General features: G+C 61.9%; 18 protein-coding genes. 12 read left to right on the top strand and 6 right to left on the bottom strand.

Annotated features, from left to right (window positions below):
- The first annotated feature begins 25 nt into the window (after window positions 1-25).
- The 6 genes from QMF81_RS09300 to trpB all read left to right on the top strand — a co-directional run bounded on the left by QMF81_RS09300 (window position 26) and on the right by trpB (window position 6,970).
- Window positions 26-874, top strand: coding sequence for an NAD(+)/NADH kinase (locus QMF81_RS09300; protein ID WP_281750531.1), 849 nt, complete (start codon window positions 26-28; stop codon window positions 872-874).
- Window positions 874-2,628, top strand: coding sequence for an ARMT1-like domain-containing protein (locus QMF81_RS09295; RefSeq protein ID WP_281750530.1), 1,755 nt, complete (start codon window positions 874-876; stop codon window positions 2,626-2,628). Before QMF81_RS09300 ends, QMF81_RS09295 begins: the two co-directional genes overlap by 1 nt.
- 74 nt (window positions 2,629-2,702) lie before the next feature.
- The gene (locus tag QMF81_RS09290) at window positions 2,703-3,326 is read left to right on the top strand and encodes a DUF4254 domain-containing protein (RefSeq protein WP_281750529.1); all 624 of its coding nucleotides are present in this window, start codon (window positions 2,703-2,705) and stop codon (window positions 3,324-3,326) included.
- Window positions 3,327-3,340: 14 nt separating this feature from the next.
- A complete protein-coding gene (gene gatB / locus QMF81_RS09285) occupies window positions 3,341-4,780 on the top strand; it encodes an Asp-tRNA(Asn)/Glu-tRNA(Gln) amidotransferase subunit GatB (RefSeq protein WP_281750528.1) in 1,440 nt (479 codons plus the stop codon).
- The gene (locus QMF81_RS09280; RefSeq protein ID WP_281750527.1) at window positions 4,777-5,400 is read left to right on the top strand and encodes a hypothetical protein; all 624 of its coding nucleotides are present in this window, start codon (window positions 4,777-4,779) and stop codon (window positions 5,398-5,400) included. Before gatB ends, QMF81_RS09280 begins: the two co-directional genes overlap by 4 nt.
- Before the next feature lie 370 nt (window positions 5,401-5,770).
- Window positions 5,771-6,970, top strand: coding sequence for a tryptophan synthase subunit beta (gene trpB / locus QMF81_RS09275; protein ID WP_281750526.1), 1,200 nt, complete (start codon window positions 5,771-5,773; stop codon window positions 6,968-6,970).
- Window positions 6,971-7,032: 62 nt separating this feature from the next.
- Here the strand turns inward: trpB and QMF81_RS09270 are convergent, their stop codons facing one another.
- Entirely contained in the window at window positions 7,033-8,025 is a 993-nt protein-coding gene (locus QMF81_RS09270) for a carbonic anhydrase (protein WP_281750525.1), read from the bottom strand.
- Between the two features lie 622 nt (window positions 8,026-8,647).
- On the opposite strand from QMF81_RS09270, the gene ybgF (QMF81_RS09265) reads away from it, so the two are divergent.
- From ybgF (QMF81_RS09265) to QMF81_RS09240, 6 genes are read left to right on the top strand one after another with little or no spacing between them, the layout of a single operon-like run.
- Complete coding sequence (gene ybgF, locus QMF81_RS09265; protein ID WP_281750524.1) at window positions 8,648-9,187, top strand: tol-pal system protein YbgF; 540 nt, start codon at window positions 8,648-8,650, stop codon at window positions 9,185-9,187.
- Entirely contained in the window at window positions 9,187-10,335 is a 1,149-nt protein-coding gene (gene dprA, locus QMF81_RS09260; protein WP_281750523.1) for a DNA-processing protein DprA, read from the top strand. The genes ybgF (QMF81_RS09265) and dprA overlap by 1 nt, the downstream gene beginning before the upstream one ends.
- A gap of 10 nt (window positions 10,336-10,345) precedes the next feature.
- Window positions 10,346-10,702, top strand: coding sequence for a hypothetical protein (locus tag QMF81_RS09255; protein ID WP_281750522.1), 357 nt, complete (start codon window positions 10,346-10,348; stop codon window positions 10,700-10,702).
- Window positions 10,671-11,495 carry an HDOD domain-containing protein gene (locus QMF81_RS09250; protein WP_281750521.1) on the top strand — a complete coding sequence of 275 codons (825 nt, stop codon included), beginning with the start codon at window positions 10,671-10,673 and terminating at the stop codon, window positions 11,493-11,495. The genes QMF81_RS09255 and QMF81_RS09250 overlap by 32 nt, the downstream gene beginning before the upstream one ends.
- A 3-nt stretch (window positions 11,496-11,498) precedes the next feature.
- Entirely contained in the window at window positions 11,499-12,431 is a 933-nt protein-coding gene (locus tag QMF81_RS09245) for a GGDEF domain-containing response regulator (protein ID WP_281750520.1), read from the top strand.
- Entirely contained in the window at window positions 12,409-13,368 is a 960-nt protein-coding gene (locus QMF81_RS09240; protein ID WP_281750519.1) for a tyrosine recombinase, read from the top strand. Before QMF81_RS09245 ends, QMF81_RS09240 begins: the two co-directional genes overlap by 23 nt.
- On the opposite strand, the gene QMF81_RS09235 is transcribed toward QMF81_RS09240, so the two are convergent.
- The 5 genes from QMF81_RS09235 to ybgF (QMF81_RS09215) are packed head-to-tail and all read right to left on the bottom strand — an operon-like array spanning window position 13,350 to window position 16,256.
- The gene (locus QMF81_RS09235) at window positions 13,350-13,646 is read right to left on the bottom strand and encodes a hypothetical protein (RefSeq protein ID WP_281750518.1); all 297 of its coding nucleotides are present in this window, start codon (window positions 13,644-13,646) and stop codon (window positions 13,350-13,352) included. The two genes, QMF81_RS09240 and QMF81_RS09235, sit on opposite strands and share 19 nt — an antisense overlap.
- Before the next feature lie 59 nt (window positions 13,647-13,705).
- Window positions 13,706-14,398 (bottom strand): protein phosphatase CheZ, encoded by a 693-nt coding sequence (locus QMF81_RS09230; protein WP_281750517.1) that lies wholly within the window; start codon window positions 14,396-14,398, stop codon window positions 13,706-13,708.
- A complete protein-coding gene (locus tag QMF81_RS09225) occupies window positions 14,395-14,931 on the bottom strand; it encodes a PilZ domain-containing protein (RefSeq protein WP_281750516.1) in 537 nt (178 codons plus the stop codon). Before QMF81_RS09225 ends, QMF81_RS09230 begins: the two co-directional genes overlap by 4 nt.
- Window positions 14,928-15,371: an NIL domain-containing protein gene (locus QMF81_RS09220; RefSeq protein ID WP_281750515.1), complete on the bottom strand. Its 444-nt coding sequence runs from the start codon at window positions 15,369-15,371 to the stop codon at window positions 14,928-14,930. Before QMF81_RS09220 ends, QMF81_RS09225 begins: the two co-directional genes overlap by 4 nt.
- A 9-nt stretch (window positions 15,372-15,380) precedes the next feature.
- Window positions 15,381-16,256: a tol-pal system protein YbgF gene (ybgF, locus tag QMF81_RS09215; protein WP_281750514.1), complete on the bottom strand. Its 876-nt coding sequence runs from the start codon at window positions 16,254-16,256 to the stop codon at window positions 15,381-15,383.
- Between the last annotated feature and the right edge of the window lie 7 nt (window positions 16,257-16,263).

Here is a 16,263-nt window from a genome sequence, read left to right as displayed (position 1 = left end):
GGCGCTCTTTCCGTAGGAGCGCCCCATGGAACGCGTGTTGGGCACTGTGGCCGTGGGATTTCATACCGGCAATCAACGCGCCGAGCTCATGGCCGGTGCGGTGGCTGCGTGGCTTTTGGAGCAGGGATGCCGGGCCTTCGTGGTGGAGACTCGCAAGGAAGAGACCTGCTGCTCTGCTCCTTGGGAGGAGGTGGACCTGCTGCTCACCCTGGGAGGGGATGGCACTATGCTCGGCTTTGCCCGTCGGGTGCTCGAGTTGGGGATCCCCATACTCGGCCTCAATGTGGGCGAAGTGGGGTTTCTCACCGAGCTCACCCCCACGGATTGGCAAACCTGCCTGCCTGCCATTCTTGCAGGAGAATACGAGATCTCTTCGCGCTTGGTGCTCGCCTGCACGGTGCTGCGCCGGGGCGAGGTGGCCCACCAGGGGTATGCGGTCAATGACGTGGTCATCGGCTGTGGGAGCCTCGCCCGAATGATCCGTCTTGATGTCTGGTATGGCGGCGACCACCTCGGGCAGGTGCGCGCTGACGGCCTGATCGTGGCGACACCCACCGGTTCGTCGGGGTACTCCATTTCCGCAGGAGGTCCTCTCGTCTATCCCGAGCTGGATGTCTTCGTCCTCACCCCCATCTGTCCGTTTCTGCACGCCTTTCGTCCCATGGTCCTCCCTTTGGAGGAGGAGATCCGCGTGCATGTGCTCGAGGCCCGCTCCCAGGTCGTGCTGACCCAGGACGGTCAGGTGGGAGTGACGCTCAATCCAGGGGATAATGTATTTGCTTCCCGGGCCAAGCACTCCTTGCGTCTGGTGCGCCCCTTGCACTCCCACTACGCCAGTAAGCTCAAATCCAAAGGATTTTTACGGGGGAACTGATGCCCAAACTTCCAGCGTTCTCCTCGGTGCGTCAATTGCGGTACGGCCAAGATCCGTATCTCGATGGATGGCTCCTGCACTTCATGACGGAGAACAATATCGAGCCCAACGTCAATCCGCAAGAAAATGCAGGCATGGAGCAACTCCGTTTCATGGTAGATATCGATGACGATCAGGTCTTTGCCCCATGTTCGGACCGCATGCTCCACAACCTTCTCAATACCGAACTCACGGAAGAGCTGCGATTGGAGTACCGCGAAAAGTGGCGGACTTTGGTTCACCTGGTACATAGTTTCGTGGAGGACCGTGCTACCCGCAAGAAGATCTACGCCATCTCCCGGCACAAGATTCAGCAGATTTTGAATTTTCCGTTTCTCATCCCTTCGCGCTTTCTCAAGCAGCTGCTCACCATCTTCATGGCGACCAGCGGGTTGCACGATCCCCTGGCGGACGTGAAACAGCACCGAAATGCGCGTGCCCTGGCCTTTACCAAGAGCCCGGCCATGCGCTGGGTGCTGTACACCTGTCCGGATGCGACGCTGGAGTGCACCTCTTTGGACGCCATGCGCTGGCGCTTGGATGCCTTGGAGCTTGGCCGGTTGATTCGATTGTCTCTCTGTGGGGAAATCTGGGCCGATGGCGGAGAAGAGGTCTCTGAAGGGGTGCTCCATTGGGTAACGGCCCCGTGGCCGGAGCTGGAAGCGGTGCTGGAGCGCACTCTGCGCCACGCCCACGGCCTCAAGATCCTCTATCTTGCAGAGGAGAGCGGGGAGATCGTGTTTGATATTCTGGTGATCCGGGCCTTGCTCCGGTTGGGGCACCGGGTGACCTTGTCCGTGAAGGACGGCTTTGCCCTCACCACCCCCACGGTGTGGGACGTGGAGCGGGATCCGAGCCTGGTGGAGCTTTTGCAAGAGGCCATGGTGGTGGACAACCCGCGCCTGACCAAAAACGAACTCCTGCGCCTGCACCGGGAGAACCCCTTCTTGGTCATCGGGGACGGCACGCGGGAGCGTCTCAATCTGTGGCGCACCAGCGTGACCTTTGCCCGCTCCTGGAAGGAAGCGGACCTCATCATTGCCAAGGGTATCCCGCATTTTCGCCGCCTCATCGCCAATTCCCACCAATTTACCCGCGACATCGTCTGCGTGTATGTGGATGAAGGGGGCAATCCCCAAGTGGTATTCAAGGAAAAGTCGCCGCGGGTGACCAAGATTACCGAACCCCAGATCCGCAGCCGGGCAGACTCCATCATCGCGGCCATGCGGGCGGCCCGCGGCCAGGGCAAGCAGGTCATGTTCTACAGCGCCATTATCGGCAGCATCCCGGGCCAGACCAAGACCGCCATTCAGGTGGTCAATACCTTCGTGGCGTATTTACGCTCCAAGTATTCCAATCTCTTTATTATCAATCCTGCGGAGCACTTTGTGGAAGGCATGGATGGGGATGATCTCATGTATATGTGGGAGCGGGTGCAGCGCAGCGGCTATATCGATATCTGGAGATTTCAGACTGTCGAAGACATCGAGAAGAGTTTCGAACTCATGGGGCGCCCGGTTCCTGCGGAGTGGCACGGCAAGGACGCGACCTTTTCCACCGGGTGCACCAAAGAGATGCATATCGCCTTGGATGTTCAGAAAACGCATCCAGAGATGCAGATCATCGGTCCAGACCCCAAGCGTTTTTTCCGCCGCATGGAATATGGGGTGGGGAAGTATTTTGACGCCCGGCTGGCTGGACGGGGCGATCACTAAACCCATGCTGCCACGGGCGTGGAGGTTGGCGCCGGAAGAGTTGCCTCCACATTACCGGAAATGAAGGATAATCCATGACACCAGACGCCTTGTGTGCGGCTTTGGACCAGCTGTGGCAAAGCCAGTTGGAATGGGTCGCCCGGTGGCACCACGAGCCCCCGCAGGACCCTCCTGGGGACGACCTCGTAGCCCTGGGGCTGCGCCAGCATCGGCGGAATTTTGACCTATGGCACGTGGAAGACCGGGCCCGGCGGCGGGACGTCGCGGACGCGGTCATTGCGGCCTGCAAGCGGGAGATCGACGTCCTCAACCAGGAACGTAACGACCTGATGGAGGCCTTGGATCGTTGGTTCGTGGCGGCCATCAGTACGTTTCCTGGCCAGCAGGGGATTTCGCCGCAAACCCCCAGCCACACCGAGACCCTGGGGGCGGCGGTGGACCGGATGTCGGTGCTGAGCTTGAAGATCTATCATATGGAGGCAGAGTGCCGGCGGGTGGACGCCGGGGCGGAGCATGTGGCGCGTTGTGCGGAACGCCACCGGCTCCTCCTGCGTCAGCATGCGGACCTGCGCCAAGCGGTGCTGGCGGCGGTGGAGGATTACGCCTCGGGTCGGCGCCGGCCGCGGGTGTATTTCCAATGCAAGATGTATAACGATCCGAGCCTCAACCCGGAGCTGTACGCGGCCCGGAATGGATAAATGGGGAAAGCATCATGCGCGATTATGAAGTGGTCATCGGCCTGGAAGTCCATGCCCAGCTCAAGACCGAAAGTAAGATTTTTTGCTCCTGTTCCACCCGTTTTGGGCAGGATCCCAATACCAATGTCTGTCCGGTATGCACCGGCATGCCGGGTTCCTTGCCGGTGCTCAACGCCCGGGCCGTGGAATATGCCGTCAAGATGGCCTTGGCCGTGGGCTGCCGGGTGAATCGCAAGTCCCTTTTTGCGCGCAAGAACTACTTTTATCCGGATCTGCCCATGGGGTACCAGATTTCCCAGTACGACCAGCCCCTGGCCGAGCACGGCTGGGTGGAGATCCCTACGGAGGCGGGCCCCAAGCGCATCGGCATCACGCGCATTCACATGGAAAATGACGCGGGCAAGCTCCTGCACACCGACGGCACCTGGTCGCAGGTGGATTTGAACCGCGCCGGGACTCCGCTCATCGAGATCGTGAGCGAACCGGACATGCGCTCTGCCGCCGAGGCGGTGGAGTATCTCAAGGCGCTGCGCTCCATCCTCGTGTATCTCGATATCTGCGACGGCAACATGGAGGAAGGCAGTTTTCGGTGTGACGCCAACGTCTCCATCCGGCCGCGGGGAAGCACCACGTTCGGCACCCGCACCGAGCTTAAGAACATGAACTCCTTCCGTAACGTGGAGCGCGCGATCCTCTACGAGGTGCGGCGCCAGGTGGAGCTCGTGGAAGACGGCGAAGCCGTGGTGCAGGAAACGCGGCTCTTCGATGCGGTCAAGGGAGTCACGCGCTCCATGCGCGGCAAGGAAGAGGCCCACGACTACCGCTATTTTCCCGACCCGGATCTGGTCCCCTTGGTACTCACCGAGGGACAGATCGCGGCGTGGCAGGCGGCCTTGCCGGAATTGCCGGCCCAGCGCCGCGCGCGCTTCATGGATGCCTTGGGGCTTTCGGCGGCGGATGCCGAGGTGCTCACTGCGGAAAAGGCCGTGGCGGATTATTTCGAGGCCGCTTTAGGGCATGGAGTGGATCCCAAGAAGATTGCCAATTGGGTCATGGGCGATCTCTTGCGGGAGCTCAATGACCGTGGGGTGGATATTTCCGCCTGTAGGCTTTCCCCGGCCCATTTCGCCCAGTTGGTGGGGCTGGTGGAGGCCGGCAGCATCAACGCCTCCCAGGCGCGAACGGTATTTCGCGAAGCCTTTGATTCTGGCGAAGAGCCCAAGGCCGTGGTGGAGCGCCTCGGGCTCATGCAAGTCTCGGACGACGCTGCGGTGGAGACTTGGGTGCGCGAAGTGCTTCAGGCCCACCCTGCCGAAGTCCAACGCTTGCGGGCAGGGGAGAAGAAACTCATGGGATTTCTCGTGGGCCAGGTGATGCGCCGCTCTGGCGGCAAGGCCAATCCAGCCAAGGTCAATGCCTGCATTACCCGATGGGTCGGGGAGGAGGGCGCGTGAAACGCTGCGGTTGCCTGTGGACACCCCTTGCGGCGGTCCTGCTGTGGGCATGTGCGGCGCATGCCGCAGGCCCCTTGGAAGCCGTGGATTTGATCAACCGTTCCATCGAGACGCAAAATCCGGCCTTGTTGGAGCGGGCGGTGGATCTGTCGGCGCTCTCCAGCCACGTGGTGGCAGGGGTGGCGCGGCAACTGGCCGCAGACCCCCCGCTTTTGGAGCACGAACCCTTGGCGGTGCTCGTGGCCCGGCTTGTGGGAACGGGTCAGCAGGAAGGCGAGATGCGGCGTGTTTTGGCCGAGGAAGGACGGCGGTATCTGGTGTGGGGGGTGGCAAGCGGGGCCTTTGCCGGACGATCGCATGAAGAGGTCCCCCGCGAAGGCCTTTTGGCCGCGGTGCTGGCCCAAGTGTCTCCGGGGCGCAAGGAACTGCGCGCAGCGCAGGTGGTGGAGGAAGAAGGCGCCTCTTCCGTGGTGGAAGTGGACCTGGTGGATCACGGCACCGGTGCTGTGTATCCGTTGGCCTTGCGTTTGGTCCGATTGAAGGAGGGATGGCGGGTGGTTGCCGTGCTCAACGTGGAATCTCTCGTGGCCCGTATCCGTGCGGAGGCCCGCACTCCGTAGTTGCGTCTTTTTTTTCTTCCACTTTTTCCCACGGGCGCCGGCGATGCACAAAACGCAGGCGCCTTTTCTTTTGGCTTCAAAATCAGGCAGATAAATTTGTGCACACCATTGTGGATATCCACTTTTTCGCCAGAGCCCCTGTAAACAGCCCAGAGCCCCTGTAAACAGCCCAGAGCAACTTGACAAAATCGATTTTTTCCGAAACCATATTTTCATGTTCAACGCAACTTGTCCCTTTTCTTGGTTGTGGTGGTGGCACACGCAGTGTGCCGGGGGAGGGCGTTGACTCGGAGAGGCGATATCCATCGCACACCCAAGCCGCGGCAGAATGATTCTGACCGCGGTTTTTTTGTATTTTAAGGAGGTCGATATGCGTCAGTTTTCTGGGTTTTTTGGCCCTTACGGCGGGCAATTCGTCCCAGAGCCAGTGAAGTCCATGCTGGATGAGTTGGATCATGCATTCCAAAAGTATCGCAATGATCCGGAGTTTTTCGATGAGTACCAATACTACTTGCGTCAATATGCAGGAAGACCCAATCCTTTGTATTTTTGCGCCAATCTTACCCGCCATCTTGGCGGAGCGAAAATATACCTGAAGCGGGAAGATCTGAACCACCTGGGGGCGCATAAGATCAACAATACCATCGGACAGATTTTGCTGGCAAAGCGTATGGGCAAGAAAAAGATCATTGCGGAGACCGGGGCTGGACAGCATGGCGTGGCCACGGCCGCCACGGCCGCGCTCATGGGGATGGAATGCACCATTTACATGGGCGCGGTGGATGTGGAGCGGCAGCGGCTCAACGTCTTCCGCATGGAGATGATGGGGGCCCGGGTAGTTCCGGCCCAAAGCGGGCAGAAAACCCTCAAGGAGGCCGTGGACGAGGCCATCGAGGCCTGGGTGCGGGAAGGCGATGCGTTCTATCTTCTCGGGTCTGCCGTGGGCCCGCATCCCTATCCCCTCATGGTGCGCGAGTTCCAGGCCGTAGTGGGGCGTGAGGCCCGGGAGCAGATCCTCGCGCAGGAAGGCCGTCTGCCCGATGCCTGCATTGCCTGTGTGGGCGGCGGCTCCAATGCCATTGGACTGTTTTCCGGGTTCATGGACGATACGGAGGTCCGGCTCATCGGTGTCGAGCCCGCGGGCCGTGGTCTGGAGTACGGGCAGCATGCGGCGACCCTGTGTCTGGGCGAGCCGGGCACCATGCATGGTTTTTACTCGTACATGCTCAAGGATGCCTCCGGGGGACCCGCAGAAGTGTACTCCATCTCCGCAGGTCTGGATTACCCCAGCGTGGGCCCGGAGCATGCCTATCTCAAGGACTCTGGCCGGGCGCAGTACGTGTACGCCAGCGATCAGGAAGCCGTGGACGCCTTTTTCCTGCTCTCGCGCCTGGAGGGGATCATCCCTGCCCTGGAGTCCGCCCACGCCCTTGCCCATGCCGTGGCCGTGGCGCCGACTCTGCCTCGGGACGCGGTTTTGGTGGTCAATCTGTCGGGTCGTGGGGATAAGGATGTGGAGCAGGTGGAGCGCTTGGTGCGTCAGGGGGAACTTCGCATCCCCTCCCTGTGAGCCAATAAAAAACCCGACGGCCGGGGAGGACCGGCCGTCGGGGAAGCATTGGTGCAGGGCCGTTAGTTGTCTTCTGGCCGCAGGATGGTCTTGTCCAGCAGGATGACCACGCCGATGAGGGCGGCCACGAAAAGCAGGAAGGAAAAGAACCCAAACCCACCGCTTTTGGCCTCGGGTGCCGTGGCGGTGCCGTGGGCGTCTTTGGCCTCTGCATGGGCGCCGCTCTCGGCGTTTTGCGCATGCGCAGCGGAAGCTGCGGGCGTGGCTTCATTCTGGTGCGGGGCTGCGGCGTGCTCCTGGGTGTCGGCAGCGTGCCCGTCACCTCCCGCATGGGAAGCCGTGGGCGCCGCAGCGAGCAGGGCGGCCTGGTTGGGGTGTTCTCCCAAAAAGCGCACTGCTCCGGAGGCGATGTCGTAGATCGCCCCCACAACCGCGGTTTTCCCCTGGGCCACCCGGGCGGCAATGGCGGGGCTGCGCTTCAAGATGTCTTCGATGGCCTGCCACACATTGGCCTCGATGACGGCGTCGATGAGGGCGCCTCCCTCAAGGTCGGGATGGGCATGGCGGGTGGTTTCCAGGGCAGGGATGATGTTGTCCACCAATTGCGCAATGGCGCCGTGCACTTCCGCCCCGGTGGTCACTGCAGTGACCGCGCCGCAATGGGTGTGGCCCAGGACGACGAGCACCGGGGTGCCCAGGTGGTCCACGCCGTATTCCATGGAGCCGATCTCATCGGTGTCCGCCACATTGCCGGCGACTTTGATGACAAAGAGGTCGCCAATGCCCTGATCGAACACGATCTCCACAGGCACTCGGGAGTCCGAGCACGCAAGGACCGTGGCAAAGGGCTTCTGCCCCAGGGTCGAAGTGACCAGTCGACGGGCGGTATCCCGGTTGGGATGGATGCTGCGGCCCTCCTGGAAACGGGCATTGCCTTCCTGAAGACGCTGCAGGGCCATGGCCGGGGAACTGCCTTCGCCATCCGCAGAGGCCCAGAGGCAAGCGGGCATGGCAAGCAGCGCCAGGGCCAGAAGGAGTACAGAGAAACGGTGCATGAGGGTCTCCTTAGCAAGGGGTGGAATTTGTGAAAAAGGTGGCATGCCCCCTACTCAAGACGGTCGCCTTTTTCAAGAGAGGCCCAGGCAGCGCAGAGCGCTTCTTGGTAGGCTTCGATGGCGTCTCGGTGATGATGGGCCCAGACTTCGCTCCCGCACTCCGTGCAGGTAATACGGGCAGCGGCTCAGGGGCCGGAGAGGGAGGCGCGGCCCTGGCACACAGGGCAGACGATATACACCGGTTCCATGCCGGCACGGATAGTCTTCTTCCTGAGCATTGCCAAGCTTGCGGGGCAGAAACTGGTCTTTTATGGAAAGCTCGCAAACAGCAAGGGGGTGACGTATGGCTTGTCGGTTCTGGTGGGTGCTGGGCGTGATGCTGGTCGCCACAAATGGCTGGGGTGCGATGCTTCGCTTCCCGGTGAGTGCCAATGCAACGCCTCCGGCGCCGATGGCGTCTTCCGTGCCCCCGCCGGCTTCGGCAGGGCAAGAGCAGTCGGCATCGGCGTTCCCCCCACCTCTGCCTGCTCTTCCCCCGGCTCCCCTCTCGGCCCCGCAGCAGGAATCTTCGTCCGCCCCGGCCCCTTCCTTTGCCCCGCCGCCTGCAGAGCCCAAGCCCCTGGTGTCCGAGAAACCGCTCCCCCGGGAAACGACGACCTCCGAGGCACGCAATGCCTCGTCTGCTGCCGCCTTAGCACATCCCGAGGACGCTGTTTCGGACAATGCCACGGCCGCTGCGCAAAAACCTTCCCCCAAACCGATTCCGTCCTCGCCGCCGGCGGTTTCGTCCGCTTCCCCCCAGGTGCTGTATGATGCCGCCATGAAGGCCTACCAGGCCAGACGCTACGCTGCGGCACGAAAGACCTGGCAGCAGTTGCTTGCCCGGCATGGTGCTGCTTCGCTGGTTCCCAATGCTCGGTATTGGATTGGCGAAACCTGGTATGCTCAGGGCCGGCTCATGCAGGCCATCTGGGCGTGGGAGGAGGTGCTGCGTCTGCACCCGCGCCACGCCAAGGCGTCGGATGCTTTGTTCAAGATCGCCCTTTCCTGGCATCGTCTGGGCAAGACGCAGGTGGCCCGCACCCTATGGCAGCGGGTGATGACAGAATACCCAGGGACGCCGGCTGCACAGCTCGCCCGGCAGCGGGTGGCGGGGTCGTGATGGATGCGGTGACCGCGTCTTTGGCCCTGCGTCACACCCCTGGGCTTGGGCCGCGCACCTGGAAACGGCTCTTGGCGGCCTACGGCTCGGCCCAGGCTGCGGTCGAGGATTGGCGGCATTGGGCGGAGCGCCGTTTGACCTCGGCGGCGGTGGCGCAGTCCTTTGGCGCTGCCACCTGGCGCGAGGCCGTACACACGGAGATGCAGGCGGCACGGCGTCTTTCGGCCCGGATCGTCCTGTGGAGCGACGAGGTCTATCCTCCGCTTTTGCGTGCGATCGCCGACCCGCCCATCCTGCTGTACGTTCTGGGGCGTGGCGAGCTGCTTGGGGGCCCATGTGTGGCGGTGGTGGGCTCTCGCCGTCCTTCACGCTATGGGCTTGATATGGCCCAGAGTATTGCTCGGGATCTGGCTCGGGCCGGGGTATGCGTGGTGTCGGGCCTGGCGGTGGGCATCGACCGCGCGGCGCATCTGAGTGCTTTGGCGGAGGTGGGCAGCTCGTGTGCGGTGCTCGGTACCGGCATGGACCTGGTGTATCCCGCCAAGCACCGCGATCTGTGGCAGCGTTTGGCCCAAGACGGAGTGCTCGTCACGGAGTTCGCCCCAGGCACGCGACCGGAGGGACGCAATTTTCCGTACCGCAACCGCATCATCAGCGGCATGAGCCTTGGCGTGGTGGTGATTGAGGCAGCGCTGCGAAGCGGCACCGCAGTCACAGCGGCGTTGGCGCTGACCCAGGGGCGCGAGGTGTTCGTCGTCCCTGGTCCGGTAACGGCAGACACGTTTCACGGCTCCCACCAACTGCTTCGCGACGGTGCCACTTTGGTACAAAGCGGGGCGGACGTGCTCCGTGAATTGGCAGCGCCACTGCGGCGGTACGCCGGGGATCTTCCTGTCCGTACTCCAGAGCCTGGGGCCGTATCTCCTTCTCCTGCGCCGTCTTCTGCATCTCCGCCCCCCGTATTCCCCTCCGAAGATGCCCGCACGGTGTGGCAATGCCTGCATCCCGAAGAGCCCCGGCATGTGGACGCCGTGGCCCAGACCTTGGGCTGGGACGCGGGCCGGGTGAGCGCGGCGCTCCTTCTTTTGGAGATGGAAGGCCTTGTGCGCCAAACTCCGGGCATGTACTATACGGCATTGCGGGGTTGATGGAGGGACTATGCGCAAAATTGCCCTTGATGCCGCCGAAGAAGGCATGGTCTTGGCAAAGCCCGTAACCCGGGACAATGGCATGGTGCTCGTGGCTGCGGGCACGGCCGTGACTGCGGCGCTGCTCGATCGGCTGCGGCGCATGGGGATTGACCGGATCGTGGTGGAAGGCGACGAGCCCGGGGCTGCGTCCGTGGACGCGGCAAGCCGCTTGGCGCGGCTCGATCATCTCTTTCGCGGGTTTGGCGACAATGCGTTCATGATGAAGATCAAGGCCATGATCGCCCGCCGCATCACGAGCAAGGCCCAGGCCGCTGCCGCGCAAGGAGGAGAAGATGCCGGAAACGGATCTGCGCACGGAGTATAAAGGCCGCATCCTGGCGGTGAAAGACCTGCCTTCGCTCCCCTCGGTGCTGGAAGAGGTGAATGCCCTGGTGGAGAACCCGCATTCGTCCACCGAGCAGATCAGCAAGGTCATTGCCAAGGACCAGGTGCTTTCGGCCAAGGTCCTCAAGATGGTCAATTCGCCGGTGTACGGCTTTCCGGGACGCATCGGATCCATCCAGCACGCCTTGGTGCTTTTGGGGTTCAACGTCATTCGCGGCATCATCATCAGCACTACTGTGTTCGACGCCATGAATACCGCCATGGTAGGGCTCTGGGAGCATAGCCAAGGTTGCGCTCTTGTGAGTTCCACCATTGCCCGCGCTCTTGGATGCAAGGATCCGGAAGAGTATGCTGTTGTAGGACTCCTGCACGATATTGGTAAAGTGGTGGTTGCCGTGCAAATGCCCGAGGCCAAGGAGGAGATCGATATTGCGGTACGGGAGCGCGACATGCGCTACATCGATGCCGAAAAACATGTCTTGGGTTTTTCCCATGACCGCGTAAATCTCTGGTTATGTAATCATTGGAATTTGCCGCCCAATATCAAAGAAGGGCTTGCCTATCATCACAAGCCCATGAGTGCGGAACTCTATCCCAAGACCGCCCAGATAGTGCACTTGGCGGATTTTCTCACCCGGCTCTACGAAGTGGGAAGCGGCGGCGACGATCAGGTGAGTGCGCTCGATCCACACGTGCTGCGGGCCTTGGGCATTACCGCTGCCTTGTGGGAGCGCATTCTTGACGATGTGGAAGCGGCCTTTGCCGATCTCTAAGCCATGACACGGCCACGGCACTTTTTTCTTTTGAGCGCACAGCCAGGCTTGGTGCAGCTCGTCCTGAGCGTGTGGCCGGAGGAGATGGTGCGCTGGACGGTGTTCGCACGCGGCCGCGATGCCCTGGAGGAGCTTTTGACCGCGCCGCCGGATTTGGTGCTCGTGGATGAGCGCTTGCCGGACATGTCCGGGCTGGAGCTGGTGCAGCTTGTCAAAAACGAGAATGTCTACAGGCAGATCCCGGTGGTAGTGATTTTTGGCGGCGCCGAGAGCCTCGCCGGGCTGGATATTGCGGCCCTGGAGGCGGACGATTTTCTCGTGCAGCCCCTCGGGGTGGAGGAGGCCCGCGCCCGGCTCCTCCTTGCCCATGGCCGGGCAGCCCGGGCATTGGACGCCAATCCCCTGACCAAGCTGCCGGGCAATACCTCCATCATCCACCGCATTCAGGACCTTATCGACCGCCGGGAAGACTTCGCCCTGGCGTATGTGGATCTCGATTATTTCAAGGCATTCAACGACAAGTATGGCTTTGCCCGGGGCGATGAAGTCCTGCTTATGACCGCCCGGGTGTTGGTGAATTCGGTGCGTGGGTTGGTGCAGGGCCCGCATTTTGTGGGGCATGTGGGGGGAGACGACTTCGTCTTCATCGTGCCCGAGGCCGAGGTGGAAGGGGTGTGCCAGCGGATCATCGCCCATTTCGACGCCATCGTGCCGTCGTTCTATGATCCCGACGACCGGGAACGGGGCGCCATCCTGTCGGTAGACCGTCAGGGACGGCCGCAGGAGTTTCCCATCATGGCCGTGAGCATTGCCGTGGTCTTCAACCGCGCCGGGCGCCTCAAGCACTTTGGCGAGGCATCGGCAAGGGCCATGGAGCTCAAAAAAATGGCCAAGAAAGATCCCAAGAGCAGCTATGTCCTGGACCAGCGCGCCTGAGCCGGTGCTGCGCTTTTTCCAATATCTCGCCGCGCGGGGGCTGCGGCAGGCGACCCTGGATGCGTATGCCACGGATCTTGAGGATTTCGAAGGCTTCCTGCGCCACCGGGGAGGTTCGCTGGCTCAGCCGCACACGCTGACCCGAGAGCAGGTGCTCGCGTACGTGGCGGATCTGCACCGCCGCAAACTCGCCAAGACCACCGTGGCCCGACGGCTTTCCGCCCTGCGTGCGCTGTTTCGCTTCTGGTTGCGGCATGGAATTGTGCTGCAGGACCCTGCCCGGGGGATCCGCAACCCCAAGCAACCCCGCCGTCGGCCCCGCGCCCTCAATGTGGATGAGACCATCGCCATCCTGGATGCCGTCGCATCGGACGCCTCCCCGCAGGCGCTGCGGGACGCGGCGCTCCTGGAGCTCTTGTACGGCTCCGGACTGCGGGTCAGCGAGGCAGTGGGTCTTGAGGCCCCACAGGTGGATCTGGCCCAGGGCATGGTGCGGGTGACTGGCAAGGGCGGCAAAGAACGCTTGGTGCCCTTATCGGATGCCTCCCGTCGCCGGCTTGCTGCCCTTTTGGCCGGGCGGCGCCGGGGACCGGTGTTCGTCCACGAAGACGGCACACCACTCACCCGCGCCCAGGCCTACCGCATTGTGCGTGCCGCCGCACAGCGCGCTGGCGTTCTGAAACCCGTCAGCCCGCACACTCTACGTCACGCCTTCGCCACGCATCTGTTGGCTTCGGGCGCGGATGTGCGCGGGGTGCAAGAACTCTTGGGGCACGCCCGCATCAGCACCACCCAGCGCTATACCCACGTGGAGCTGGGCCACGCCCTGCAGGTCTATGACCGCTGCCACCCCCGCGCGCGAAAGACGCAGGAGTCCGGGGGCGCAGGGCAGGCAAAATCCCAAAGCGATCCCGAAGATTACGACTCGTCGGTGTAGGCGGTAAAATGGGCCAGAGGAATGGTGATGTCCTGGAGGAGCACCCACAGGGCGAGCATCTGGCGCAAGGAATGGTCTGCTTGGGCAAGGGTCTTCGTGTCTGCGCCGTTGTCGGAGAGCTCACCAATGGCGAGCAGCAGGTCCCGCACCAGGGTGCAGTCTGCCGCTATCTCCCGCACGAAGTCTTCGTAGGTGTCCGGTTGCTCGTCCGCGAGCTGATCGAGCATGCTCAGGGTGCGGGAGAGGTGAAAGAGCGAGATATCGGCAAATTCGGCCATAGGTATCCTTACCGTGCTGCACAACGGGGAATGCGGAAACGTTCTCGCGGTCCTCGTCCTTAGAGCCCGAGTTGGGCCAGGAGGTCGTCCACGGCGCTCTGGTTGGCCCCTGCTTGCGGGCCTTTGAGTTCCGATGCCTTGGCTTTGGAGGCCTGCCGGATTTCTTCTACGGGCTTGTCCGGGTTTTCCTCCAGGGCCTTCATGGACAGACCGGCATCCACATACAGGTCAAAGACGATACGCTGCACCTCATCCAGGGCATGGACAATGCGTTTGATGCGCTGACCGGTGAGGTCTTGAAAGCTCAGTGCGGTCATGATCTCCATGAGATCGGCATCGAGACCTTGGAGATAGGATTGAATTTCTTCAGCATCTTGAAGAGATGCCGCCTTTTCTCGAATGCCGGCAATGGCATCCATGTGTTTTTCCACGATGCCCATGATTTGTTCGGTGGCCTTTTCCGTGGTGTCCACAATGGCATCGAGTTGCTGGGATGTCTCGGAGAAGATGCTTTGGGCATTTTCTCCGTTGATTTTCTTTACAGATGTCGCTGCATGAATTTCTTTGTAAATGGATCCCAACCCGGAATGGAGATCTTGAGTAATGGTTTTGTAAAATTCGCTTTCCGTGAGCGCCTTGGTGAGCGCACGGTGGATCTCCTCGCTCAAGGTCTGGGCGATGACGTTGCGGATGGTTTCTTCCGCCCGAGTGGCGATGCGCTCGACGATGGAATCGGCAATGGATGTGCTCATGCTCCCTCCGAGGTTGTCTGGCGTTGGGCGCGCAAGCTCTGGCGCTGCTCTTGAAAGACGAACTGGATGATCTTTTCCCGCTCGGATTCGCGGATGTCCGTGAATTCCACCGCCCACAGGGTGGTCTCTTCCACCTGGTCGTGGCGGACGATGGTGCCGAGGGTCCCGGCGAGCTGCAAGGGGAAGGCGTTCAGGACCACGACCACCTCGACGCGCATGCCCACGGCAAAGGGGTGGGGCGAGCTCATGCGGAGCCCCGCGCCGCTGATGTCGTGCACGAGCACGGGGATGGGAAAATCCTCCGCCAGCGAGCGCTCGTTGAGCAGATTGAGGATGGCGGTGAGTTTTTCGTCCATGGCCCGCAGGGTCTGGCCGATGGCCTCGGGCAGACCAGGATCGAGGCGCGCGGGCAGTCCAACCGCACAGGCGGCGCATCCGGAAAAGAGCGGCTTGGTCTGGCCAGGCGGCAGGATGCGCGCGTGTCCTTTGCGAGCGGTCTCAATGCGGGCGTAGGTACGGTGGGGATGGCTCATGGGGTCACCAGATCATCGGGATCGATGTGGACTTGCATGGCGTGCACCGGGCACACCAAAACGCATTGGTTGCATGCGGTGCATTTGTCGCGGTCGAACTCCACGCGGCGGGTCTCCAGGTCGAGGTGGAGGGCCTTGGATGGGCACATGGCGGTACACATGCCGCAGTGCATACAGACCTCCTCGTCCCGGGTGATCTGGTTGGCCACCGGCGTTATCCGAATCCCGTGCTCTTGGAGATAGGAAATGCCTTGCGCATAGTTTTCCCGCGTCCCCGAGAGCTCGAGGATCATGTGCCCTTCCTGGCGTGGGTTGATGGACGCCTGGAGGATATTGAAGGTGAGATCGAAGCGTTTGGCCAGATGGTACATCATGGGCCGGCCTGAGGTCTCTGGAGGGAAACGGAGGCTGACGATGCGGCTGACTTCGTGGGTGGTCATGATGCACCTCTATTTTCCGGCGAGGATGTCTTGGGCGCGCTTGGCTTCCGGGGTGTTGGGATGTTTCTTGATAAGCTCCTGGAGCACGAGCTTACCGGCTTGATCCTTTTTGAGCTTGAGGAAAGCCATTCCCTGCTTGAGCATGGCAGAGCGCACTTTGGTGGAGTTGGGATATTTTTCAATGACTTCCTGATAGGCGAGGACGGCTTTGGCGAATTCGCCCATTTGGAAGTAACTTTCCCCCTGCCAGAAGAGGGCATTGGGGACGAGGGGATCTTTGGGGTTGGTTTGGACGAAATTCGCCCAGAGCTGCTGGGCCTTGGCATAATCCCGAGCGTAGAAGGCGTCGAGCCCTTGCTGGTAGAGGCCCGAGCCTGGGCCTTCGGTTGACGAGGCGGACGAAGGTTCAGCGGCATGCTGGGCCGTTGGCGCGGGCGATGGGGGGATCGCTGGCGGTTTGGGGGATGCCGCCTCCGTCGATTCGGTTGGGACCGGTGCCGAGGACGTTGGCGCACCGATACGTGTCCCCGAGAGTTCGACGCCCATCTGGCTGGCCAGGGTTTGCACCTGCTTTTCCAATTGGGCGATGCGGGCATCGAGCTCCGCCGGAGAAAGTCCAGGGGCCATGCTGCCTTGACGCTGGAACGATTCCACCTGGCCGGACAGGGTCGCCACCTGGCGGCGTAGGGACTCCATCTCTGCCCAAGTGTTGGCCTGCGCCGGGGCGACGTTGGTCTCCATCTGCTGGACGCGTGTCTCCAGTTTTTGGCGTGCTTGCTGTTCGGCGTAGAGCTCGGAGCGCAGGCGCGAGTAATCCGAAGAACTGACGCAGGCAGAGGTGGCGAGCAGCAGCAGCCCTGGCCACAAGCAAAGGCGCATGTTCATAGGTGCT

Origin of the sequence: Thermodesulfomicrobium sp. WS (assembly GCF_027925145.1) — a bacterium.
Taxonomy (GTDB): Bacteria; Desulfobacterota; Desulfovibrionia; order Desulfovibrionales; family Desulfomicrobiaceae; genus Thermodesulfomicrobium.
The sequence above is the reverse complement of the archived record's forward strand: the minus strand, read 5'-3'. Positions and strand labels throughout refer to the sequence as shown.